Annotated in this window: 18 protein-coding genes and 2 tRNA genes; 3 read left to right on the top strand and 17 right to left on the bottom strand. The window is 73.0% G+C overall.

Annotation, left to right across the window (positions count from 1 at the left end; translation table 11 throughout):
- Window positions 1-2: 2 nt before the first annotated feature.
- Entirely contained in the window at window positions 3-593 is a 591-nt protein-coding gene (locus tag DNL27_RS05690; protein ID WP_012398113.1) for a DUF177 domain-containing protein, read from the bottom strand.
- A gap of 163 nt (window positions 594-756) precedes the next feature.
- Window positions 757-1,227: a pantetheine-phosphate adenylyltransferase gene (gene coaD / locus DNL27_RS05685; protein WP_012398112.1), complete on the bottom strand. Its 471-nt coding sequence runs from the start codon at window positions 1,225-1,227 to the stop codon at window positions 757-759.
- A 112-nt stretch (window positions 1,228-1,339) separates the two neighbouring features.
- On the opposite strand from coaD, the gene DNL27_RS05680 reads away from it, so the two are divergent.
- On the top strand, window positions 1,340-2,581 hold the full coding sequence (locus DNL27_RS05680) for an aminotransferase class I/II-fold pyridoxal phosphate-dependent enzyme (protein WP_112234959.1): 1,242 nt from the start codon (window positions 1,340-1,342) through the stop codon (window positions 2,579-2,581).
- 196 nt (window positions 2,582-2,777) lie between these two features.
- Here the strand turns inward: DNL27_RS05680 and DNL27_RS05675 are convergent, their stop codons facing one another.
- Genes DNL27_RS05675 through thiL form a run of 4 tightly spaced genes read right to left on the bottom strand, consistent with a single transcriptional unit; the run spans window position 2,778 to window position 7,714 of the window.
- Window positions 2,778-3,410 (bottom strand): RsmD family RNA methyltransferase, encoded by a 633-nt coding sequence (locus tag DNL27_RS05675; RefSeq protein ID WP_012398110.1) that lies wholly within the window; start codon window positions 3,408-3,410, stop codon window positions 2,778-2,780.
- Window positions 3,407-5,668, bottom strand: coding sequence for an ATP-dependent DNA helicase RecG (locus DNL27_RS05670; protein WP_239494466.1), 2,262 nt, complete (start codon window positions 5,666-5,668; stop codon window positions 3,407-3,409). The genes DNL27_RS05675 and DNL27_RS05670 overlap by 4 nt, the downstream gene beginning before the upstream one ends.
- Window positions 5,665-6,612, bottom strand: coding sequence for a DAK2 domain-containing protein (locus DNL27_RS05665; protein WP_112234958.1), 948 nt, complete (start codon window positions 6,610-6,612; stop codon window positions 5,665-5,667). The genes DNL27_RS05670 and DNL27_RS05665 overlap by 4 nt, the downstream gene beginning before the upstream one ends.
- Complete coding sequence (gene thiL, locus DNL27_RS05660) at window positions 6,602-7,714, bottom strand: thiamine-phosphate kinase (protein ID WP_012398107.1); 1,113 nt, start codon at window positions 7,712-7,714, stop codon at window positions 6,602-6,604. The genes DNL27_RS05665 and thiL overlap by 11 nt, the downstream gene beginning before the upstream one ends.
- Window positions 7,715-7,900: 186 nt before the next feature.
- On the opposite strand from thiL, the gene DNL27_RS05655 reads away from it, so the two are divergent.
- Entirely contained in the window at window positions 7,901-8,419 is a 519-nt protein-coding gene (locus tag DNL27_RS05655) for a DUF3515 family protein (RefSeq protein ID WP_112235769.1), read from the top strand.
- Between the two features lie 91 nt (window positions 8,420-8,510).
- Here DNL27_RS05655 and DNL27_RS05650 read toward each other — a convergent pair whose 3' ends face one another.
- The 6 genes from DNL27_RS05650 to leuC form a co-directional block, all read right to left on the bottom strand.
- The gene (locus DNL27_RS05650) at window positions 8,511-9,662 is read right to left on the bottom strand and encodes a D-alanine--D-alanine ligase family protein (protein WP_012398105.1); all 1,152 of its coding nucleotides are present in this window, start codon (window positions 9,660-9,662) and stop codon (window positions 8,511-8,513) included.
- Window positions 9,659-10,729: an NAD(P)H-dependent glycerol-3-phosphate dehydrogenase gene (locus DNL27_RS05645; protein WP_112234957.1), complete on the bottom strand. Its 1,071-nt coding sequence runs from the start codon at window positions 10,727-10,729 to the stop codon at window positions 9,659-9,661. Before DNL27_RS05645 ends, DNL27_RS05650 begins: the two co-directional genes overlap by 4 nt.
- Window positions 10,726-11,532, bottom strand: a complete 807-nt coding sequence (locus DNL27_RS05640; protein WP_112234956.1) for a 1-acyl-sn-glycerol-3-phosphate acyltransferase — start codon at window positions 11,530-11,532, stop codon at window positions 10,726-10,728. Before DNL27_RS05640 ends, DNL27_RS05645 begins: the two co-directional genes overlap by 4 nt.
- Window positions 11,533-11,647: 115 nt before the next feature.
- The gene (murA, locus tag DNL27_RS05635; protein WP_012398102.1) at window positions 11,648-12,967 is read right to left on the bottom strand and encodes a UDP-N-acetylglucosamine 1-carboxyvinyltransferase; all 1,320 of its coding nucleotides are present in this window, start codon (window positions 12,965-12,967) and stop codon (window positions 11,648-11,650) included.
- Window positions 12,968-13,064: 97 nt separating this feature from the next.
- Entirely contained in the window at window positions 13,065-13,664 is a 600-nt protein-coding gene (gene leuD / locus DNL27_RS05630) for a 3-isopropylmalate dehydratase small subunit (RefSeq protein ID WP_112234955.1), read from the bottom strand.
- Window positions 13,665-13,787: 123 nt separating this feature from the next.
- On the bottom strand, window positions 13,788-15,224 hold the full coding sequence (gene leuC, locus DNL27_RS05625) for a 3-isopropylmalate dehydratase large subunit (RefSeq protein WP_112234954.1): 1,437 nt from the start codon (window positions 15,222-15,224) through the stop codon (window positions 13,788-13,790).
- A gap of 151 nt (window positions 15,225-15,375) precedes the next feature.
- Between leuC and DNL27_RS05620 the strand changes: the two genes are divergently transcribed.
- The gene (locus DNL27_RS05620; RefSeq protein WP_112234953.1) at window positions 15,376-16,188 is read left to right on the top strand and encodes an IclR family transcriptional regulator; all 813 of its coding nucleotides are present in this window, start codon (window positions 15,376-15,378) and stop codon (window positions 16,186-16,188) included.
- Window positions 16,189-16,215: 27 nt separating this feature from the next.
- On the opposite strand, the gene DNL27_RS05615 is transcribed toward DNL27_RS05620, so the two are convergent.
- The 5 genes from DNL27_RS05615 to gltX all read right to left on the bottom strand — a co-directional run bounded on the left by DNL27_RS05615 (window position 16,216) and on the right by gltX (window position 21,858).
- Window positions 16,216-17,880: a GTPase gene (locus tag DNL27_RS05615; RefSeq protein ID WP_112234952.1), complete on the bottom strand. Its 1,665-nt coding sequence runs from the start codon at window positions 17,878-17,880 to the stop codon at window positions 16,216-16,218.
- Complete coding sequence (locus DNL27_RS05610; RefSeq protein WP_112234951.1) at window positions 17,877-19,631, bottom strand: dynamin family protein; 1,755 nt, start codon at window positions 19,629-19,631, stop codon at window positions 17,877-17,879. The genes DNL27_RS05615 and DNL27_RS05610 overlap by 4 nt, the downstream gene beginning before the upstream one ends.
- A 249-nt stretch (window positions 19,632-19,880) precedes the next feature.
- A tRNA-Glu gene (locus DNL27_RS05605) sits at window positions 19,881-19,953 on the bottom strand.
- 161 nt (window positions 19,954-20,114) lie between these two features.
- Window positions 20,115-20,186, bottom strand: a tRNA-Gln gene (locus DNL27_RS05600).
- Window positions 20,187-20,337: 151 nt separating this feature from the next.
- Complete coding sequence (gene gltX / locus DNL27_RS05595) at window positions 20,338-21,858, bottom strand: glutamate--tRNA ligase (protein ID WP_112234950.1); 1,521 nt, start codon at window positions 21,856-21,858, stop codon at window positions 20,338-20,340.
- Window positions 21,859-21,900 lie beyond the last annotated feature (42 nt).

The raw sequence follows: 21,900 nt of genomic DNA, 5'->3' as shown, positions 1-21,900 counted from the left end.
GGCTATCTCTCTTCTCTCGTGTCGGTTGTCGGCTCCGACGGTTCAGGGTCCTCCGAGTCGGTCAGCAGCCCTGCGAGGGCGGACCAGCGGGGATCCTTCACGTCGTGGTGGTGGTTCGGGTCGTTCTCGAGCCGTGCGCCGCACTGGGCGCACAGGCCCGGGCAGTCGGCCCGGCACACCGGTTGGAACGGCAGCTGTGTGATCACTGCGTCCCGAAGCATCGGTTCGAGGTCGATCTCCTCGTCCCGCACCTCATACACTTGCTCGTCCTCGACGTTCTCGTCGCCCTGCGGGGACGGTTCGAAGACGAAAAGCTCCTGCACGTCGACCGGTAGTTCGTAGTCGATGGGATCGAGGCATCTGCTGCACTCCCCGTGAACACTGACGATCACGGTTCCGGAGACCAGGATACCGTCGTGGACGGATTCCAGGCGCAGCTGCAGCTCCATGGGCGCGCCCTCGGGCGAACCGATGAGCGCCGTACCGAAGTCCTTCGGTGCGGGTGCCTCGACCTCCAGGGTGTCCATGGTCCCCGGGCGGTGTTGCAGCTCCCTGACGCTGTACGCGAGGGCTGAACTGTTGCGGTGATTCACGGAACTCCTGGCTAACGACACTGGCCGACAGAACATCCTAGCACGCGGCGGCCCCGTGGATCATCCCGGTGCCCTGCCGCGCGCGGGCCGGGCACGGCGTCGTCGTCCGCGCATCCCACCCCGGCAACGACGCCGCCGGGGGCCCCGCGCACGGTGCGGCGCGTCACTCGTCCTCGAGGGCGCGCAGCACCTCGGGCGGCACGAAGGACGTGACGTCCCCGCCGAGGGCGGCGACCTCCATGACCAGGGACGAGGACACGTGCAGCAGCGAGGGCTCCCCGGGCAGGAACACGGTCTCCACACCGGTCAACGAGCGGTTCATGGTGGCCATGGGCAGCTCGTAGTCGTAGTCGGCGCCGTTGCGCAGGCCCTTGACCAGCGCCACGGCCCCGCGACGCTCGGCGTAGTCGGCGATCAGCCCGGACTCCAGCGGTTCCACGACCACGGCGGGATCGTCCGCGAAGACCTCCCGGACCAGCTCGATCCGCTGCGCCTCGCTGAAACGGTGGGTCTTGTTCGGGTTGGTGGACACCGCCACCACCACCTCGTCGAACAGCAGCGTGGCACGGCGGATGACCGCGCAGTGACCGAGGTGCAGGGGGTCGAAGGAACCCGGGCAGATGGCGCGTCGCATGGGCCCACCCTAGCGGCCCCGGAGCTCCCGTGGGGCCCGCTCCTGAGGCCACGGGAGGGTGCGCTCCGCCCGGACCGGGATGCCGCGGGGCCGGAGTTCCTAGACTGGGTCCATGACATCCGCAGCTGAGAACATCTCCTCCCCCACGTCCACGGCCCGCGCGCCCTGGCAGCGCATGGCCGCCGGCGGAGGGCTGCTGGACGCCGCCGGGGGCCTGCGCTCCACGGTGTTCGAGGAGATGACGGGCCTGGCCCGGCGCACCGGGTCCGTGAACCTGGGCCAGGGTTTCCCGGACTTCGACCCGCCGCAGCCGATGCTCGACGCCGCGGCGGCCGCCCTGCACGCCGGTCACCACCAGTACGCCCCCATCATCGGGGTCCCCGCCCTCCGGGAGGCGATCGCCGCGCACCAGGGCACCCACTACGGTCTGGACCTGGACCCGGACACGGACGTGCTCGTGTGCGCCGGGGCCACCGAGGGCGTCACGGCGGCCCTGCTGTCCCTGCTGCAGCCCGGCGACGAGGTGGTGCTCTTCGAACCGCGCTACGACCTCTACGGTGCTGTCGTGGAGTTCGCGGGCGCCACCGCGGTCCCCGTGCCGCTGCTGCCGCCCACGTTCACCCCGGACCCGGACGACGTGCGCGCGGCGTTCTCCCCGCGCACCCGCGCCGTGGTGCTCAACGACCCCCACAACCCCACGGGCACGGTGGCCTCCCGGGAGTTCAAGGAGCTCCTCGTGGAGCTCGCCACCGAGTTCGACGCCGTGGTCATCACCGACGAGGTCTACGAGCACCTGCACTTCGACGGCCCCCACCGGCCGCTGAGCACCCTCCCCGGCGCGGCGTCCCGCACGCTGAGCGTGTCCTCGGCGGGCAAGACGTTCTCCGCCACGGGGTGGCGCGTGGGCTGGGTGACCGGACCGCGCGAGCTGCTGCGCGGCGTCGTGGCCGTGAAGACCTACCTCTCCCACAGTGCGGCGGCCCCGCTGCAGCACGCGGTTGCCGAGGCCCTCGCGCTGCCTCCGCAGTTCTTCGAGGGCCTGCGGGAGGACTACCGCGAGCGCCGGGACGTGGTGGTGTCCGGGCTGAGCGCCGCGGGCCTCACCCCACCCGAGCCGCGGGGCACGTTCTTCGCCGTGGCGGAGGTGAGCGACCACTACCCCCTGGCCGGTGTCAGTGACGCCGCGGGGCTCGCCCAGCACTGGGCGGAGCACGCCGGCGTGGTGGGCATTCCGGTCTCCGCGTTCGCCGGCCCCGCGAACCAGGCGCTGTACGCGGACTGGCTGCGGCTCGCATTCTGCAAGCGCACGGACGTGCTGCGCGCGGCAATGGCGGGGCTGGTCGCGGCCGTCTGACGCCCGCCGGGCCCTGAGCGGGGGCATGGGTCTAGGCCCCACAGCAGCCGGGGCAGCACGCGCCAGATCGAGCGTGAGCACCGCGGCGCTCCGCCTGGCGATGCCTGCAGCCTCGGGAGACGGTCCCGCAGTGCGCACCCCAAGGTTGCAGCGGAGCCCCGGTCGTGGGCGGCAGTGCCTGTCCGTCGGCGGCCCGTCAGCCGCGCGCGGCCTCGTCCTCCGCCCCGTCTTCCGTGGTCGTCGTGGCCGACTCCGGGGCCGATTCCTCGTCCGCCTCCAGGTACCAGATGACGGTCTCCCCGTGCGCGCTGCTCTCGAAACGCCGCAGGCCCCGCGGCCACACCGGCTCCTCGGTGCGCGCGGAACGCTCGACCGCGACCACCCCGCCCGGGCCCAGCCGTCCCCTGAGCAGGGACAGCATCCGCACGAGCTCCTCGTTCTCCAGGGGGTACGGCGGATCCGCGAGCACGAGGTCCCAGCGGTGGAACGGGGCCCGGCCCAGGTAGCCCGCGACACCGGCGTGCACGGTGGTGATCTTCGTCCCGGGGCACGACGCCGCCAGCAGCGCCGCGTTCTCCCGGCACACCCTGGCCGCGGCCCCGGCCTTCTCCACGAGCGTGACCGTGGCGGCTCCCCGGCTGGCGGCCTCCAGACCGAGGGCCCCGGAGCCGGCGAAGAGGTCCAGCACGCGGGCGTCCTCGCACATCCCCCACGCGTCGAGCCGCCCGAACAGGGACTCCTTGACGCGGTCCGTGGTGGGCCGGGTGGCCGAGCCCGGCACGGCCTTGAGGTGCTGTCCTCCGGCGCGGCCGGCAATGATGCGTGTCATCCTCGCTCCAGAAATGCTTGTCGGTCCTCGTCCAGCACACGCCCGATGCTCTCCCGCAGCACGGGGTGGTCCGTGAGCTGCGGGTCCTCGCGGACCACGGCCTCCGCGGCGGCCCGGGCGCGGGCCACGAGGGCCTCGTCCCGCAGGGCACCCACCCAGCGCAGCCCGGAGCGGCCACCGGACTGCGAGGCCCCGAGGATGTCCCCCTCCTTGCGCAGCTTCAGGTCCGCCTCCGCGAGCTCGAAGCCGTCCGTGGTGGCGGCCACCGCGTCCAGGCGGGCCCGGGCGGGGTGCTCCGACGCCACGCGGGTGACCAGCAGGCACGTGCTCGCGTGCTCACCACGCCCGATCCGGCCGCGCAGCTGGTGGAGCTGGGAGATCCCGAACCGCTCGGGGTCCACGACCACCATGAGCGTGGCATTGGGCACGTCCACGCCCACCTCCACCACGGTGGTGGACACGAGCACGTCGATCTCCCCGGCGTCGAACGCCGCCATGGTCTCGGCCTTGGTCCCGGCGTCCTGGCGCCCGTGCAGCACCGCGGTCCGCGCGGAGCGCAGTTCGGGCTGGGCCGCCACGAGCTCCGCGAGCCACGCAACGGTGGCGGGTTCCGGCTCCTCCGGCTGGGCCTCCAGGGAAGCGCACAGGGACGTGAAGGGCGGCAGGGCGGCGTCGTCGCCGATCTTGGGGGCCACCACGTAGACCTGCCGCCCGGCGGCGACGTGCTCCGCCGCGAGCGTCCAGACCCGGCGTTCCCACGAGGGCCCGTGCTCCGCGAGGCCCACCACGTGCGTGGCGATGGGGCGGCGGCCCCCGGGCAGCTCGCGCAGGGTGGACACGTCCAGGTCCCCGAACACGGTCATGGCCACGGTGCGCGGAATGGGGGTGGCGGTCATCACGAGCGTGTGCGGGGTGCTGCCGGCCTTGCCCCGCAGGGCGTCGCGCTGCTCCACGCCGAAGCGGTGCTGCTCGTCCACCACGGCCAGCCCGAGATCCGCGAACTGCACCGTCTCCTGGATCAGGGCGTGGGTGCCCACCACGATCCCGGAGGCCCCGCTCGCGATGTCCAGCAGGGCCTTGCGTCGGGCGGGCACGGACATGCTGCCCGTGAGCAGGGTGACGCCGGTGGCACGAGGGTCCCCGCCGAGCACCCCGGGTTCCGCGAGGGGCCCGAGCGCGGAGGTGATCTTCTCGTAGTGCTGGGTGGCGAGCACCTCGGTGGGAGCGAGCATGGCGGCCTGACCGCCGTTGTCGACCACCTGCAGCATCGCCCGCAGGGCCACCACCGTCTTGCCGGACCCCACGTCACCCTGCAGCAGCCGGTTCATGGGGGCGGTTCCGGCGAGCTCGGAGGAGATCTGCTCCCCCACTTCGCGCTGCCCGGGGGTGAGCTCGAACGGCAGGGACGCGTCGAAACGGGCGAGAATTCCGTCCGCGCGCGGCGGACGCGGATCCGCCGGGTGGGACGCGTGCTCCGCACGGCGGCGCACGAGCTCGGTCTGCAGCACGAAGGCCTCCTGGAAGCGGAACCGCCGCTGCGCCCGCTCGTAGGCCTCGACCGTCTCGGGCAGGTGCAGGTCCCGGTAGGCCCGGCCCAGGGGCGGCAGGTCCTCCGCCTTGCGCAGCTGCGGGGAGAGCGGGTCCTCGAGCCCGTCCAGGTCCACGGTGAGCAGCAGCTGCTGCACGGCCTTGCCGATCCGCGGCGTGGTGAGCTTGCCGGCCTCCGGGTACACCGGAATGGGCAGCAGCTCACCGCTCTCGGACGTGGACCCCGCCACGGCGTCGGGGGTGTCCACGGGGGCGTAGTCCGCGCCCGTCATGGACAGCTCGCCCCGGTAGAACTCGGGCTTGCCCGTGAACAGGGCCAGGGACCCCACCGGGAGGTCCTTCTGCGCGGAGTAGGCGTTGAAGAACGTGATCTTCAGCTGCGCCCCGGAGTCGTCCGCGACCACCACGTCAGTGAGGCTGCGCCGGGGGTCGCTGCGCATCCGGCGGGTGCTGGAGGACTCCACCCGGGCCACGAACGAGGTCCGCTCCCCCGCCACGAGCTCCGTGAGCGCCTGGATCCGGCCCCGGTGGATGTAGCGCCGCGGCGCGTGGTCCAGCAGCTGGCCCACGGTGGTGATCCCGAGGTCCTTGGCGAGCAGGGCCACGGTGGAGCGCGGGGAGGTGCCCGGGATCCAGCGCGTGAGCGGCTGGTCCAGGAGCCCGGCGAAGGCCGGCAGCCCCGCCTCCCCGGCAGCGCTCGCGCAGCTCACCGGGGCTCCGCCGTGAGGGTGGTGACCGTGACGTTGCGGGCCGACCCGCGGGCGCGCATCAGCTCGAGGGCCGTCTCCGGGTCCGCCACGTGCACGTGCACCCGCCACGTGTAGCCGACCTCGTGCTCGCCCACCGCGCTGACGATCACACTGTGCCCGGCGTCGTCGAGCTCGTGGCGCAGCTCCGCGGCGTCCAGGGCGGAGAGGTCCATGGTGCCCATCACCTCGTAGCCCTCCTGGGGGGCGGAGGCCGTGGCCGAGCGGGGGTGGGTGTGGTCCCGGATGATCTCCGCCACGGGATCTGCGCCCGAGTCCTCCCCGCCCAGTTCGCGCCGCATGGCCGTGAGGATGATGAGCATCCCCAGGGCCCCGGAGTCCACCGTGCCGCGCTCGGTGAGCACGGGCAGCTGGGAGACCGTGTGGACCACGGCGCGGGCGGTGGCGGTGACCATGTCCTCCAGCCACTGCGCCAGCTGCTGGTTGGAGCCGTCCGCGGAGGTCTCGGGCACGGGAACCTCGCCCGCGGCCTCGAGCACCGAGATCACGGTGCCGGGCACGGGCTCGGTCAGCGCGGAGGAGCACCTGACCCGGGCGGCCGTGAAGCCGTCCCTGAGCTGCTCCGCGGTGAGCCGGGAGCTGCCCTCCACGGCGCCACCCAGCGCGGTGAGCGTGAGCGCGGCGAGCATCCCGGAGTTGCCGCGGGCCTCCTCGAGCGCGGCCTGACCCGCGTAGAGCAGCAGCTCCCCGACGTCCCGGCCCTCGATCAGGTGCCCGGCCTGCGCGGCGCAGCCCAGGGTGGTGGTGAGGTTGGCCCCGGTGTCCGCGTCCGCCACGGGGAACACGTTGAGGTTGTCCAGCACGTCCGTGTGGCGGCGCAGGTCCCGGTGCGCGGCGTCGAGCCACGCACGCACCTCGGTGGTTGAGGAGCCGGGCTTATGGCTCAAAGTGATCCCATCCTTCAACGACGTCGCGTCCGAACCACTGCGCGGGGCTCCGCCCGGCAACGGTCACGGCGGGTCCGGAGGCCGCGTCCCGGGGCTGCTCGCCCCGGTGCCCGCCGCTGCCGTGCGGTGCCCCCGGGGGGCCGGCGGGCGCACACGAGCCTATCGCACGGACCCCGGGAGGCAGCCGGGAATCCACAGGCAGCACCGCGAGCAGGCCGTGGTCCTCCCCGCCCGTGAGCACCCACTGCCACGGGTCCGTCCCGGCGGCGTCCGCGGCCCGTGCCAGCCGTGCGACGTCGGGTGCCAGGGCGTCCGGGTCGAGGTCGATGCGCACACCGCTGGCGCGGGCGATCCGGCGGGCGTCCCGCAGCAGGCCGTCCGAGACGTCGAGCATGGCCGTGGCCCCCGCGCGGGCAAGAGCGGGCCCTGCGGGAACGGGGGGTTGCGGACGCAGCTGCGCCTCCACCAGCATGCGTCGTTCGGGGCCGGTGAGGGCGCCCGACGCCTCCGGGACGGCCCCCTCGAGGACGGCGAGACCGGCCGCGGCGAGGCCCAGCACCCCGGCGTGCACGAGCACGCCCCCGGCTCCGGCCCCGCTGCGCAGCACGGGCGCTGTCTCGCAGCGCCCCAGCACGGTGGCCGTGATGGACAGCTCCGCACCCCGGCCGAGGTCCCCGCCCACGAGCGCGCACTCCCAGGCTCCCAGGGACTCGAAGGCCCGCGAGAGACCCCGCGCGAAGTCGGTGACCCAGGCCACCGGGGTGTCTCCGGGCATGGTGAGGGACACGACCACGGCGGTGGGAACGGCCCCCATGGCCGCGACGTCCGCGAGGTTCTGGGCCGCGCACTTGTGACCCAGGTCCGCACCGGTGGTGCGCACACCGTCCGGCCACACCGCCCGGAAGTCCTGGTCCACGGTGAGCGTGTCGGTGGTCACCACCACGCGCCCCCCGGGTGTGTCGACCACCGCGCAGTCGTCCCCCGGCCCGACCGCCACGTGCGGACCCTCGGTGGTCGCCACCGGGAGGAACGCCTCCAGCAATCTGCCCTCACCCACCTGGGACACCGTGGGGCCCGGATCTCCCGCGTGCTCGTGCGTCATGGCTGCACCATAACCACCCGTTCCGACGCGCACACGCACCCCGATCCCACCGTGGCGACAGGCGCGGTCAACTATCCTGGGGCCATGCTCATGCCGCCCCCGCACACCGTCCCGTCCGCCGCGCCCACCGTCTCCGAGGAGGCGCCGCACCCGTCGACGGCTGGGCGACGAGGGGGCGTGTCGCGCATGGCCGGGTGGGCGGCGTCGTCCTCCCGGGCACGACGCCGCCTGGCCGCGGGCGGGGCGGCCCTCACGAGCGCGCTCGTGCTCACGGGGTGCGGGTCCGCCGTGGCCGTGGACGGCGCGCCGGACGGGGCCAACCCGGACTGTGCGCCCGTGATGCTGGCCATGCCCGCGGACGTCAGCGGGATGGCGCAGCGGGAGACCTCGAGCCAGGGCACCACCGCGTACGGGGACCCCTCGGCCATGATCGTGCGCTGCGGCGTGGCCGAACCGGGGCCCACCACGCAGCCGTGCACCGACGTCAACGGGGTGGACTGGCTGATCTCCGAGGTCCCGGACCAGAAGAACCAGTGGCGTGCCGTGACCTACGGCCGCTCCCCCGCCGTGGAGGTGCTCTTCGACGGGGACCGTGTGCCGTCCTCCACCGCGCTGGTGGACACCGGATCGGCCGTGCAGAACATCGCCCAGACCCGCCAGTGCGAGTCCGTCAAGGACACCCTGGACCAGCAGGGCCGCTCCTGAGCCCTAGCCTGGTACGCCGTTGCGCTCGCGGCGCACGGCGCCCGCGCGGACCGACATGCGCCGGCCCAGGTCCCCCGACCGGGGGCGCGGCTCAGCGCAGGCCCACGGGCCGTTCGAGCGCGAGGGTGATGAGCTCGTCGATCAGCGCGCTGTAGTCGATCCCGGACGCCGCCCACATGCGGGGGTACATGGAGATCGGGGTGAACCCGGGCATGGTGTTGATCTCGTTGATGAGCACCCGCTCGTCCGCAGTGACGAAGAAGTCGCAGCGGGAGAGCCCCTCGCCGTCCACGGCGTGGAATGCGCGCACGGCGTCCCGGCGCAGCGTGTCGATCACGTGCTCCGGCAGCCGCGCCGGGCACGAGAGCGTGGCGCCGTCGGACTCCACGTACTTGGCCTCGAAGTCGTACAGGGCGTGGCCGTGCACCTCGATCTCCCCGGGCAGGGACGCCCGTGCCTCGTCCGTGCCGTGCCCGCCCAGCACGGCGCACTCGATCTCCCGCCCGTCGATGCCGGCCTCGACCACGAGCTTGAGGTCGTGCTCGCGCGCGGTGGCGATCGCGGCGTCGAGCTGGGAGGGCTCGTCCACGCGGGTGATGCCGAAGGAGGAGCCCGCACGCGCGGGCTTGACGAACACCGGGAAGCCCAGCTCAGCGACGGCCTCGCGCACACCCAGCGGGTCGGTGCGCCACGTGCGGTCGTGCACCACGGTGTACGGGCCCACCTCCAGCCCAGCGGCCTGGAATGCGAGCTTCATGAAGTGCTTGTCCATCCCGATCGCGGACGCGGCCACACCGCAGCCCACGTAGGGCAGGTCCGCGAGCTCGAGCATGCCCTGCAGGGTGCCGTCCTCGCCGAACGGCCCGTGCAGCAGGGGGAACACGGCGTCGATGTGGCGCCCGCGGGACAGCGGGGCCCCGTGCTCGGAGGTGTCGTGGATCAGCAGCCGGCTGTCCCCGGTCTGCAGCGGCAGACTCACGCGGTGGACGCCCACGGGCAGCTGCGCCATGGGCTGATCGTCCAGCAGCGCCTCGAGCTCCTCCTGGGAGCACAGGAACCACGCACCGTCCGTGGAGATCCCCACGCTCACCACGTCCCAGCGGTCCCGGTCGATCGCGCGCAGCACGGACCGGGCTGTGATGAGCGAGATGGAGTGCTCGGACGAGCGGCCGCCGAAGACCACCGCGATGCAGGGCTTGTCGCCCTCAGCCGTGGCCTCCGGGGTCTCGTGGGTGGTGCTCATGCGTGGTTCCCTTCGGATTTCAGGTCTCGACCCAGCAGTCGGGGGGCGAGTTCGTGCACGGGGGCCTCACCCCGCAGCACCCCCACCACGGCCTCCGTGATGGGCATGTCCACGCCGTGGCGCCGCGCGAGCTCCAGCACGGCCGGGGCGGACTTGATGCCCTCGGCGGTCTGGGTCATGGCGTCCTGCACCTGCGCGAGGGTCAGGCCCGAACCCAGGAGCCTACCGGCCGTGTGGTTGCGCGAGAGGGAGGACGAGCACGTGGCCACGAGGTCCCCCATGCCGGAGAGCCCGGACAGCGTGGCGGTGCTCCCGCCCAGGGCGAGGGCGAGCCGGGTGGTCTCCGCGAGCCCGCGGGTCATCACGGAGGCCTTGGAGTTGTCCCCGTAGCCGCGGCCGTCGCAGATGCCCACGCACAGGGCGATCACGTTCTTCACGAGACCGCCGATCTCCGTGCCCACCACGTCGGTGTTGGTGTACGGCCGGAAGTAGGGTGCGGCGCAGCAGCGGGCCACCCACGCCGCGGTCCCGTGCTCCGGGGCGGCCACCACGGAGGCCGTGGGCTCCTCCCGGGCGATCTCCATGGCCAGGTTGGGCCCGGAGAGCACACCCGTGCGCCGCGCCCACTCCAGCTCGGGGACGCCCGTGCCCTCCGCGAGCACCTCGGCAACCACCTGGGTCATCCGCAGCCCGGTGCTGGACTCCAGCCCCTTGGCCAGGGACAGCACCACGGCGTCCGGGGCCACGTGGGGTGCCGCGAGCTCGAGCTGCGCGCGCAGCGACTGCGCGGGTATCGCGGCGACCACGAGCTCGGCGCCGTGCAGGGCGTCCGGCAGCTCGCTCGAGTACGTCAGGGCCGCGGGCAGCTCGATCCCGGGCACGTAGCGCTCGTTGCGCCGCTCGCGCGCCATGCCCGCCATGGCCTCCGGGTTGCGGCCCCACAGGCACACGGTGCGTTCGGCACCGGCGTCCACGGCGGCGTCGGCGAGCACCTTGGCGAACGTGGTGCCCCACGAGCCGGCGCCCAGCACCGTGATCTTCGCCGGGCCCCGTCCGGGGGCGCTCACGGCGCCACGCTTCCGCCGGCGTCCCCGAGATCCTCCGCGGGTGCGTCCTCCCCGGTCGACGACGACGCCGCACGCCGCCCCCGCGGGTCCATCAGCTCCGGGGGTGCGGGCTCGCTGCGCAGCTCACCCAGCAGGCCCGCGACCGCGTCCATGATCGCGGAGGTGGCGAGCGCGAGCTCCTCCGACGAGGGGTGGCCCGGGTGGCGCAGCCCGCCGGGCACGAGGTCCTCGGCGTCCAGCGGCGCCCCGATGATCCCGTGCACCCGCTTGGGCGGGAAGAGGTCCACGGTGCGCTTGCCCTGCGGATCCCGGTAGAGGATCTCCTGGTCGCCCCAGTGGGCCACGGGCACCACGGGCACCCCGGCCTGGAGTGCGAGCCGGGCGGCCCCCGTGCGTCCGCGCATGGGCCACATCCGCGGATCCCGGGTGATGGTGCCCTCGGGGTAGACGATGATCGCCCCGCCGCTGCGCAGCTCCTCGAACGCGGCGGTCAAGGAGTCCTTGGCGCGCGAGGTGCCCCGGTAGACGGGCACCTGGCCGATCCGGCGCAGCAACGCCCCGAGCACGGGCACGCGGAACAGCGACTCCTTGGCCAGGAAGCGCGGCATGACCCCGGCCTTGTACACCGGGTAGGCCACCGTGATGGGGTCGATCTCCGTGAGGTGGTTGGCCACCACCACGAAGCCCCCCGAGGCCGGGACGTTCTCGGTCCCGCGCCACCGCGGTGTCGCGAGACACCTGTAGACGGGGATCACCATGGCGGCGATCACGCGGAACGTGGATCGCTGGGAGGTCCTGCTCATGCGGACAACCACTCCTCGGGCGACGGTTCGCGGACACGGCGGGACGCCCACGCGCGGGGGACGACCCGTGGGAGGGCCCGCGGTGCGCGGGCCCGGGAACGGGTAGGGGCGGGACTCACCGCTCGGCGACGTCGAAGGTCGCGCCCAGCCCGCTCAGCTTGTCCGTGAAGTGCTCGTAGCCGCGCTTGATGAGCTCCACACCGGTCACGGTGGACACGCCCTCCGCGGAGAGCGCGGCGATCAGGTGGGAGAAGCCGCCGCGCAGGTCCGGGATGTTGATGTCCGCGGCGTGCAGCGGGGTGGGCCCGGAGATCACGGCGGAGTGCAGGAAGTTGCGCTGCCCGAAGCGGCACGGCACGGAGCCCAGGCACTCGCGGTGCACCTGGATCACCGCACCCATCCGATTCAGGGCACGGGTGAAGCCGAAGCGGTTCTCGTACACGGTCTCGTGCACGATCGACACGCCCTTGGCCTGGGTCAGCACCACCACCAGGGGCTGCTGCCAGTCGGTCATGAACCCGGGGTGCACGTCCGTCTCCACGATCAGCGGGTTGAGGTCCCCACCGGGGTGGAAGAAGCGGATGCCGTCCTCCCGGATGTCCAGACCGCCGCCCACCTTGCGGAAGGTGTTGAGGAAGGTCATCATGTCCGCCTGCCTGGCGCCGGCCACGAAGATGTCGCCCCCGGTGGCCAGGGCCGCCGAGCCCCACGAGGCCGCCTCCATGCGGTCCGGCAGGGCGCGGTGCACGTAGCCCTGCAGCTCGGGAACGCCCTCGATGCGGATCACGCGGTCCGTCTGCACCGTGATGAGCGCACCCATCTTCTGCAGGATGGCGATCAGGTCCATGATCTCGGGCTCGGTGGCCGCCCCGCGCAGCTCGGTGTGGCCCTCGGCGCGCGTGGCGGTGAGCAGCACCTGCTCGGTGGCGCCCACGGACGGGTACGGGAGGTCGATCTTGGCGCCCTGCAGCCCGTGCGGGGCGCTCATGCGGATCCCGGACTCGAGCTTCTCCACCTTGGCGCCGAAGTTGCGCAGCACCTCCAGGTGGTAGTTGATGGGGCGGTCGCCGATCCGGCAGCCGCCGAGGTCGGGGATGAACGCCTCGCCCAGAGCGTGCAGCAGCGGACCGCACAGCAGGATGGGGATCCTCGAGTCACCGGCGTGGGCGTCGATGTCCGCGTGGCGGGCCCGTGTGACGTTGGTGGGGTCCAGCGTGAGCTCGCCCAGGGCGTCGTCCCGGGTGACCTCCACACCGTGCAGCGCCAGGAGGTCCGTGACCACCTTGACGTCCTTGATCTCCGGCACGTTGCCGAGCGTGGACGCGGTGGAGCCGAGCAGCGCGGCGACCATGGCCTTGGGGACGAGGTTCTTGGCGCCGCGTACCGTCACCTGACCCGACAGCGGAACTCCGCCGGTGATGCGCAAAGAAGTCATGACCTACCGATCTGGGGGAAGTGAGCTCCCGCGCGCGGAACACGCACGGGACCTCGACATTCTACCGGCCCGCACGGGTGCACGGTCCAGCCGCCGCTCAGGATCGTGCGGGAAGGGTCGTGGGCTTGAACGACGGGCGAGCCCCCTCGTACGCCTCGATGTCCTCCTCGTGCTGCAGGGTCAGCCCGATGTCGTCCAGGCCCTCCATGAGGCGCCAGCGGGTGTAGTCGTCGATCTGGAACGGGACGCTGACACCCCCGCAGGCCACGGTGCGGGACTCGAGGTCAACCTCCAGTTCCACGCCCGGCTGCTCCTCCATGAGCTTCCACAGCAGCTCCACGTCGGACTGCTCCACCTGGGCGGCCAGCAGCCCCTGCTTGCCCGAGTTGCCGCGGAAGATGTCCGCGAAGCGCGAGGAGATCACCACGCGGAAACCGTAGTCCCGCAGGGCCCACACGGCGTGCTCGCGGGAGGAGCCGGTGCCGAAGTCGGAGCCGGCCACCAGCACCGAGGCGCCCTCGTACTCGGGGCGGTTGAGCACGAACTCCGGGTCCCTGCGCCAGCCCGCGAACAGGGCGTCGTCGAAGCCGGTCTTGGTGATCCTCTTGAGGTAGACGGCCGGGATGATCTGGTCGGTGTCCACGTTGGACTGCCTCAGGGGTGCGCCCACTCCGCAGTGGGTCGAGAACTTCTCCATGCTGGGTCCTTTCGGGTGCGCGCGAGCGTGCGCGCGGGGGTGCTGGCGGGGTGCGCGTCGACCGGGTGCGGTGACACGCTGCGGCGGCCGTGCGGCGGCGTCGGCGGTGCCGTGCGCGCCGGCTCAGGCCACCGGGTCGAGGTCGGAGGGGGCGCTCAGCGTGCCGCGCACCGCCGTGGCGGCGGCGACCACCGGGGACACCAGGTGGGTGCGCCCGCCCTTGCCCTGGCGGCCCTCGAAGTTGCGGTTGGACGTGGAGGCGCAGCGCTCCCCCGGTGCGAGCTGGTCCGGGTTCATCCCCAGGCACATCGAGCAGCCCGCGAAGCGCCAGTCCGCGCCGAACTCGCGGAACACCCGGTCCAGCCCCTCGGCCTCGGCCTGCAGCCGCACCTTGGCGGAGCCCGGGACCACCATCATGCGCACGGTCTCCGCCTTGGAACGGCCCTTGAGGATCTCGGCCGCGGCCCGCAGGTCCTCGATCCGCGAGTTGGTGCACGAGCCCAGGAACACGGTGTCCACGGGGATCTGCTTCATGGGGGTCCCCGCCTGCAGCCCCATGTAGCTCAGGGCCCGCCGGGCGGCGTCCTTGGCGTCGTCGTCCCCGGCGTCCTCGGGGTCGGGGACGGCCCGGGACAGCGGCACGCCCTGACCCGGGTTGGTTCCCCACGTGACGAACGGCTCGAGCTCGTCCGCGTCGATGACCACCTCGCGGTCGAACTGCGCGCCCTCGTCCGTGCGCAGCCCGCGCCAGTACTCCACGGCGGCGTCCCACTCCTCGCCCTGCGGCGCGTGGGGGCGGCCCTGCACGTAGTCGAACGTGGTCTGGTCCGGAGCGATCATCCCGGCGCGGGCACCGGCCTCGATGGACATGTTGCACATGGTCATCCGTGCCTCCATCGACAGCGAGCGGATGGCCGAGCCCCGGTACTCCAGCACGTAGCCCTGTCCCCCGCCCGTGCCGATCTTGGCGATCACGGCCAGGATGATGTCCTTGGAGCTCACCCCCGGCTTGAGGGTGCCCTCCACCGTGATGGCCATGGTCTTGAACGGGGCCAGCGGCAGCGTCTGGGTGGCCATCACGTGCTCCACCTCGGAGGTGCCGATGCCGAACGCAAGCGCCCCGAACGCGCCGTGCGTGGAGGTGTGGGAGTCACCGCACACCACGGTCATCCCGGGCTGGGTCAGCCCCAACTGGGGGCCCACCACGTGCACGATGCCCTGCTCGGCGTCACCGAGGGAGTGCAGCCGCACGCCGAACTCCTCGCAGTTGCGGCGCAGCGTCTCGATCTGCTTGCGGGAGGTCTCGTCCGCGATGGTGGAGAAGATGTCCTCCGTGGGGGTGTTGTGGTCCTCCGTGGCGATCGTGAGGTCCGTGCGGCGCAGTCCGCGCCCGGCCAGGCGCAGCCCCTCGAACGCCTGGGGGCTGGTGACCTCGTGGAGCAGGTGGAGGTCGATGTAGAGCAGGTCCGGGTGTCCGCCCTCGCCGCGGCGGACCAGGTGGTCGTCCCACACCTTCTGCGCGAGCGTGCGCGGTGCGGCCGTCTGCGTGGTGGTGCTCATCTCATCACTCCTGCTCGTGCATGGCTGCCCTGCCGAGGGCGAGGTGGGTCCGCGGGGTGCGCGGGCTCGTGAGGACCATCGTCACGAGTGCGCGGCGCGTGCGCCACCCCGGGGACTTGCTTCTCGCATTTTGAGACTGCAGTATCAAAGCATGGACACGCCGCATGCGATCGACCCGACCGGTGCCCCCCTGGGCTCGCCCCTGGGCGGCCACGGCACCGGCTCACGGCTCAGCGAGAAGTCCTCGCACTCCTCCTCCGGGGTGGGGGTGATCGACAAGGCCTCCCTGATCCTGGACGCCCTCGAGGCCGGTCCGGCCTCCCTCGCGGACCTCGTGGACGCCACGGGCCTGTCCCGGCCCACCGCGCACCGCCTCGCCGTGGCGCTGGCCCACCACCGTTTCGTGGGCCGGGACGTGCAGGGCCGCTTCGTGCTGGGCTCCCGCCTGGTGGAGCTCGCCTCCGCCGCGGGCGAGGACCGCCTGATCTCGGCCGCCGCGCCCGTGCTGCTGCAGCTGCGGGACAGCACGGGTGAGTCCTCCCAGGTGTTCCGGCGGCAGGGCGAGTGGCGCGTGTGCGTGGCCTCGGCCGAGCGCCCCATCGGGCTGCGGGACACCATCCCCGTGGGCACGCAGCTGTCCATGAAGGCAGGCTCGGCGGCGCAGGTGCTCGTGGCGTGGGAGGACCACGCGCGGCTGATCGAGGGACTGCAGCACGCCCGGTTCTCGGCCACCACGCTCGCCGGGGTCCGGCGCCGGGGCTGGGCCCAGTCGATCGGCGAGCGCGAGGCCGGCATCGCCTCGGTCTCCGCCCCGGTGCGGGGCCCGTCGGGGCGGGTGATCGCGGCGGTCTCGATCTCCGGGCCCATCGAGCGGCTGTCCAAGCAGCCCGGCCAGAAGCACGCGGACGTGGTGGTCCAGGCCGCGCGCCAGCTCACGGAGGCGGTGCGGGTCAGCGCCGCGTGAGCCCGCCGCCCGTCCCGCACGCCGCTCTCAGGCCACGGACGACGCCGCCCGCTCGAGCCCCGCGGTGAACTCCCGGTGGGCGGCGAGCTCGTGCTCAACCGGCACCTCGACCTCCGCGTGGGCGGTCTCCCGCACGGAGCGCAGCAGGCGGCGTCGTACCGTGCGCGCTCGCGCCCGGGAGGCCAGCGAGGCGAGCACCGCGCCCGTGAGCGCCAGGAACAGGGCGAGCGCCACACCCGCCGCGACCATGAGCGTGGGCACGGGCAGCGGGAAGCCCTCCACCGTGGGGGGCGGCGGGAGCTGGAGCTGGAAGTAGTCGGCGAGGAACAGCCCCAGCAGCCACAGCAGACCCAGCACCGTGACGGCCATGGCCAGCCACTGCAGCACGTCCACGGCGATCCACCACCACGAGGCGCTGCGGGCCGAGAACCTGGTGCGAGCCACCGCCTGGTCCAGCGCATCGGGCAGGCGCTGCTCGTGGCGCCGCGCCGCACCGCGCACGCTGCGCCGCCACGGCTCCCCCGCACCGCGGGAGACCTCGTCCGCGAAACCCCGCACGGCGGAGTCCGCCGCGGCCTTCTGGGACGCGTTCATGGGCGGCAGGGACGTGCGGTGCACGCCCGGGTCCGCGAACTTGTCGTGGCTCTCGATGTGCAGCCGCTTGAGCGGGTCCTTGCGGAACCGGGAGAGCCAGCGCGTGGCGATCCACCCCGTGTGCCTGCCCGCGCGCAGCCGGTAGGAGCGCGCGGCGGCGTCGGCCACCATGTCGATGCCCGCGGCACGGGCGAGGCCCTTGGTGAGGCGCTCGCTCGCCGCCGGGTCGATCCCGTGCGGATCGCCCTCGCCCGCGGCGCGTGCCAGCTCCTCGGCCGCGTGGACCACGTCCGCCTCGAGCCGGGCTCCCGCGGCGGCGCGCCCGGCCGCGACCTCGTGGATCCGTCCCCGCAGCTCGGCCACCCCGTCCCCCGTGCGCGCGGAGACCGCCACCGGAGCGCTGGGGCCGGTCGCGGGCAGCCCGTCCTGGGCCAGCAGCTCGCGCAGCGATCCCAGCACGGAGGGGACGTCGGCCGGGGCGAGGCGGTCCGCCTGGTTGAGCACCACCATGGTCACGGCGCCGTGGCGGGACAGCGGCTGCACGAAGTCCTGGTGCAGCACCGCGTCCGCGTACTTCTGCGGGTCCACGACCCACACGACCACGTCCACGAGCCCCACCATGCGCTGGACGATGTCTCGGTGCTCGCGGGTCACGGAGTCGAAGTCCGGCAGGTCCAGCAGCACCAGACCGCCGGTGGCCGTCCCGGCACGGCGGCCGCGCCCGGTGGCCACGCTCAGCGCCGGGCCCACCACGTGGCGGTCCGCGACGTCCAGCCAGTCGAGCAGCGGGCGGCTGCCCTCGTCCCCCCACACGGCGGCCAGGGGCGACGAGGTGGTGGGCCGCCGCACCGCGGTGCGGGCGAGGTCCTGGCCCACCACGGCGTTGAAGAGGCTGGACTTGCCGGAGCCGGTGGCCCCGAAGAAGCCCACCACCGTGTGGTCCGCGGACAGGGCGCGGCGCTCCCCCGCGCGGTGCAGCACCTGGCGCGCCTGCTGGACCGCGGCGTCGTCCAGCCGGCCCTGCGCGATCTCGGTGGCCTGGGCGAGGCCGGTGATCCGTTCGGAGAGCGAGGCCGCGCCGCGCGCCCGGGGGCTCACAGGGCCTCACTCTCCCGGCGCACGCGCTCGGCCGCGGCGCGCAGCTGCTCCGCGGAGGGGTGCTCACCGAGCTCGTCCACGGTGTCCAGGAACATCCGGGCCCGGCGCTCCAGCAGCGCGCGGATGCGGGTCTCGAGGTTGCCGCGCGCCTGCTCGCTCATGCGCCGCACGGCGTCCTCGCCGAACACCGCCTCGAGCAGCTTGGTGCCCAGCACCCCGGAGCCTCCCGCGATGCCCACCTCGAGCCCCGTGAGCCCGCCGGTGGTGGAGAACACGGCGATCATCAGGATCACCGCCAGCGCGTTGACGCCCAGGGACATCGCGCGGGCGCGCGTGCGCTTGCCGGCGCCCTCCTGCTGGATCATGAGCATCACGTCGGACTGCCACGCCCGGATGCTCTCCGCCACGTCCGCCGGGAACTCCGGCGGCAGTGCGGCCACGTCCCGGCCCGCGAGCAGCACCTGTCCCGCGGGCTCGTCCCGCCAGCGCCGCTCGGTGAGCTCCGCGGCCCGCGCCGTGCTCTCCACGATCACGGCCTGAAGGCCCGTCTCGATGGCCTCCTCCACGCGCACCTCGGGTGCGGGCCTGCCCGTGAAGAACGCGGTCATCCGGTCCCGGGCCCGGCCGATCCCGGCCTCGAGACCGCGGAAGAACTCGCCGGTGCCCACGAAGTCCTGCCAGCGGGCGAGGACCTCGCCGCGCAGCAGGGTGCCGTCGCGCGTGGAGTCGACCACCGCGCGCAGGGCCTCGTCGAAGGACGTGGTGACCTCCCGCCGCAGGTGCTCCTCCGTGCGCTGCTGGGCGGCGGCCGCCTCGGCGGTGCGCTCGGTGACGTGCGCGAGCTCGCGCACCGCACCGCCCAGGGTGCGGGCGGCGATCTCCGAGCGGGCGGGCGCGTCCGCACCGAGCGTCGCGAGCCAGTCCCGCAGGGGTTCCACCGCGGCCCGCGGCAGCATGCCCAGCTCGTTGAGCGGGGACTCCTGGACCACGAAGACGGGCGCGTCTCCCAGACCCTCCGCGCCCAGCATGCGCCGCAGGTCCTCCTCGATCTCCGCCGCCGACGCCGCCTGGACCCGGTCCAGCACGACCGCCACGGTGATGTCGCGCCCCGCCGCGCTGCGCAGCAGCTGCCACGGCACGGCATCGGCGTAGCGGTTGGCCGTGGTCACGAACAGCCACAGGTCCGCAGCGGAGAGCAGCTGCGCCGCGAGCGCCCGGTTGTCGTCGGAGACGGAGTCCACGTCCGGGGCGTCCAGGATGGCGAGCCCCTCGGGGATGCTCTCGTCCCGCAGCAGCACGAGGGACCCGGTGTCCTCCACGGGACCCCCGCCGGGTGCGGTGCCCGCCGGCGTCTGTGCGGAGTCCGTCAGGGTGCCGCGGACGCGCGCGAGGTGCGGCAGCACGCGCTGCGTGGTGAACGCACCCGCGTCACGGGGGTGGTGGATCAGAAGCGGCCGGCGGGTGGTGGGGCGGATGGCGCCGGAACGGGTCACGGGGTGGCCCACCAGGGCGTTGACCAGCGTGGACTTGCCCGCGCCGGTGGAACCGCCCACCACGGCCAGCAGGGGCGCGTCCAGGGAGCGCACGCGCGGGAGCACGTAGTCCTCCAGCTGGGCCACCGCGCGTGCGGCGTCCTCGCGCTGCTGCGGTGCACTGGCCGTGGCCAGGGGCAGCGTGGTGGCCCGCAGCAGGTCCCGGGTGTCCTGGAGCGCGTCGAGCAGCGGCACGGTGGAAGGGGTCTCGGTGTTCACACGGTCATTGTGCCAGGGCTCACCCTCACTGGGTGTGCCGCGCGGTGTGCGCGCGACGTCGGGCGGCCTGGGGGCCACGCGGTGCGGGTTCGAACAGCACGGGCCCGGGCGGTCCGGGCGCGTGCGGTCTGGGCGCGTGCGAAGTGGGCCCGCGCGGCGAGGATCCGGCGCGCTCGGGGCCCGACCGTGTGAAAAACCCCGGGCATGCGAAAAGCCCCGGCTTCCGAGGAAACCGGGGCTTTCACTGCGTGACCCCAGCGGGATTCGAACCCGCGTTACCGCCGTGAGAGGGCGGCGTACTAGGCCGCTATACGATGGGGCCGTGTACTTTCTCCGATGGTCTGGACGACGTTCCTCGTCCTGACCCGCGTTGACGCACCAAACAGTAACATCAACGCTGTTGTGGTCCAATTTCACCGTGGTGACCGGAGGACCAACCGTGCTGACACCAGAATCGGCGTGAACGCCGTGTTCTGTGAAGCGCTGGGATACCAGGACTCGAACCTAGAATGACGGTACCAGAAACCGTTGTGTTGCCAATTACACCATATCCCAATGGTTCTGCTGCCCGGCGGGCTCTCGCGGTGCCGCGCAACGAGCAACAACTATACCCACTCGGGGCTCGGGTGCCAAACCCGCCGCCGTGGAGAGGTCCCGGCGCGAACCGGGAGCCCTCCACGACGGCGGGCGGGCGGCGTGGGGTGCCTCAGTTCGCGGCGAGCTCGGCGCGCAGGGCGGCGATGCGGGCGAGCGAGGACTCCCGTCCCAGGATCTCGAGGGACTCGAAGAGCGGCGGGGAGATCCGCTGGCCGGACACCGCGGTGCGCACGGGGCCGAAGGCCAGTCGGGGCTTGATGCCCAGGCCGTCCACGATGGCCTCGCGCAGGGCGGTCTCGATGGCCTCCGCCGTGAAGTCGTCGAGGGGCTCCAGCGCGGCCAGGGCGGCGTCGAGCACCTCGGGGGCGCTGTCCTTGAGCTGCTTGGCGGCGTCGGGGGCCACCACGATCTCGTCGTCGCCGCGGAACAGGAAGCCCAGCAGACCCTCCGTCTCCCCCAGCAGGTTCATGCGCTCCTGGACGAGCGGGGCCGCACGGTCCAGGATCTCGTTCTCACGCGGGGTGAGGGTCTCTCCCACGAGGCCGGCGGCGCGCAGGTACGGGACCAGCCGGTCGCGGAAGTCCTGCGGGTCCAGCATGCGCACGTGGGTGCCGTTGATGGCTGTGGCCTTCTTCACGTCGAAGCGGGCGGGGTTGGCCAGCACGTCGTGGATGTCGAAGTTCGCCACGAGCTGCTCGACCGTGAAGATGTCCTCGTCCGCGGACAGGGACCAGCCCAGCAGCGCGAGGTAGTTGAGCAGGCCCTCGGGGATGAAGCCGTTGTCCCGGTGGTGGAACAGGTTGGACTCGGGATCCCGCTTGGACAGCTTCTTGTTGCCCTCCCCCATCACGTACGGCAGGTGTCCGAACTCGGGGATGAACTCGGCCACACCGATGGCCACGAGCGCGCGGTAGAGCGCGATCTGGCGCGGGGTGGAGGAGAGCAGGTCCTCCCCGCGCAGCACCTGGGTGATTCCCATGAGGGCGTCGTCCACCGGGTTCACCAGCGTGTACAGTGGCTTGCCGTTGGCCCGGGCCACCACGAAGTCCGGCACGGAGCCGGCCTTGAACGTGATCTCCCCGCGCACGAGGTCCGTGAAGGAGATGTCCTCGTCCGGCATGCGCAGCCGCAGCACGGGCTGGCGGCCCTCGGCGCGGAACGCGGCCTTCTGCTCGTCCGTGAGGTCGCGGTCGTAGTTGTCGTAGCCGCGCTTGGGGTCCTCACCCTTGGCGCGGTGGCGCTGCTCGACTTCGTCCGGGGTGGAGAAGTCCTCGTAGACGTACCCGCTGTCCACGAGCTTCGCCAGGACGTCCTGGTAGATCTCGCCGCGCTGGGACTGGCGGTACGGCTCGTGGGGTCCACCCACGTTCACGCCCTCGTCCCACGTGATCCCGAGCCAGTCCAGGGCGTCGAGGATCTGCTGGAAGCTCTCCTCGGAGTCGCGGGCGGGGTCGGTGTCCTCGATGCGGAAAACCAGGGTGCCGCCCGTGTGGCGGGCCCACGCCCAGTTGAACAGGGCGGTGCGGATCAGACCCACGTGCGGGGTGCCCGTGGGTGACGGGCAGAAGCGCACGCGCACGGGTGCATCGGCGGGGACGGTGGGGTGCAGAGTGGAGGCGTCGTCAGTCATGATGAGCCCATTCTACGGGTAGCGCACCCGTGGCCCCGGGCG

This window comes from Kocuria sp. BT304 (assembly GCF_003290245.1).
Classification (GTDB): domain Bacteria; phylum Actinomycetota; class Actinomycetes; order Actinomycetales; family Micrococcaceae; genus Kocuria; species Kocuria rhizophila_A.
The sequence above is the reverse complement of the archived record's forward strand: the minus strand, read 5'-3'. Positions and strand labels throughout refer to the sequence as shown.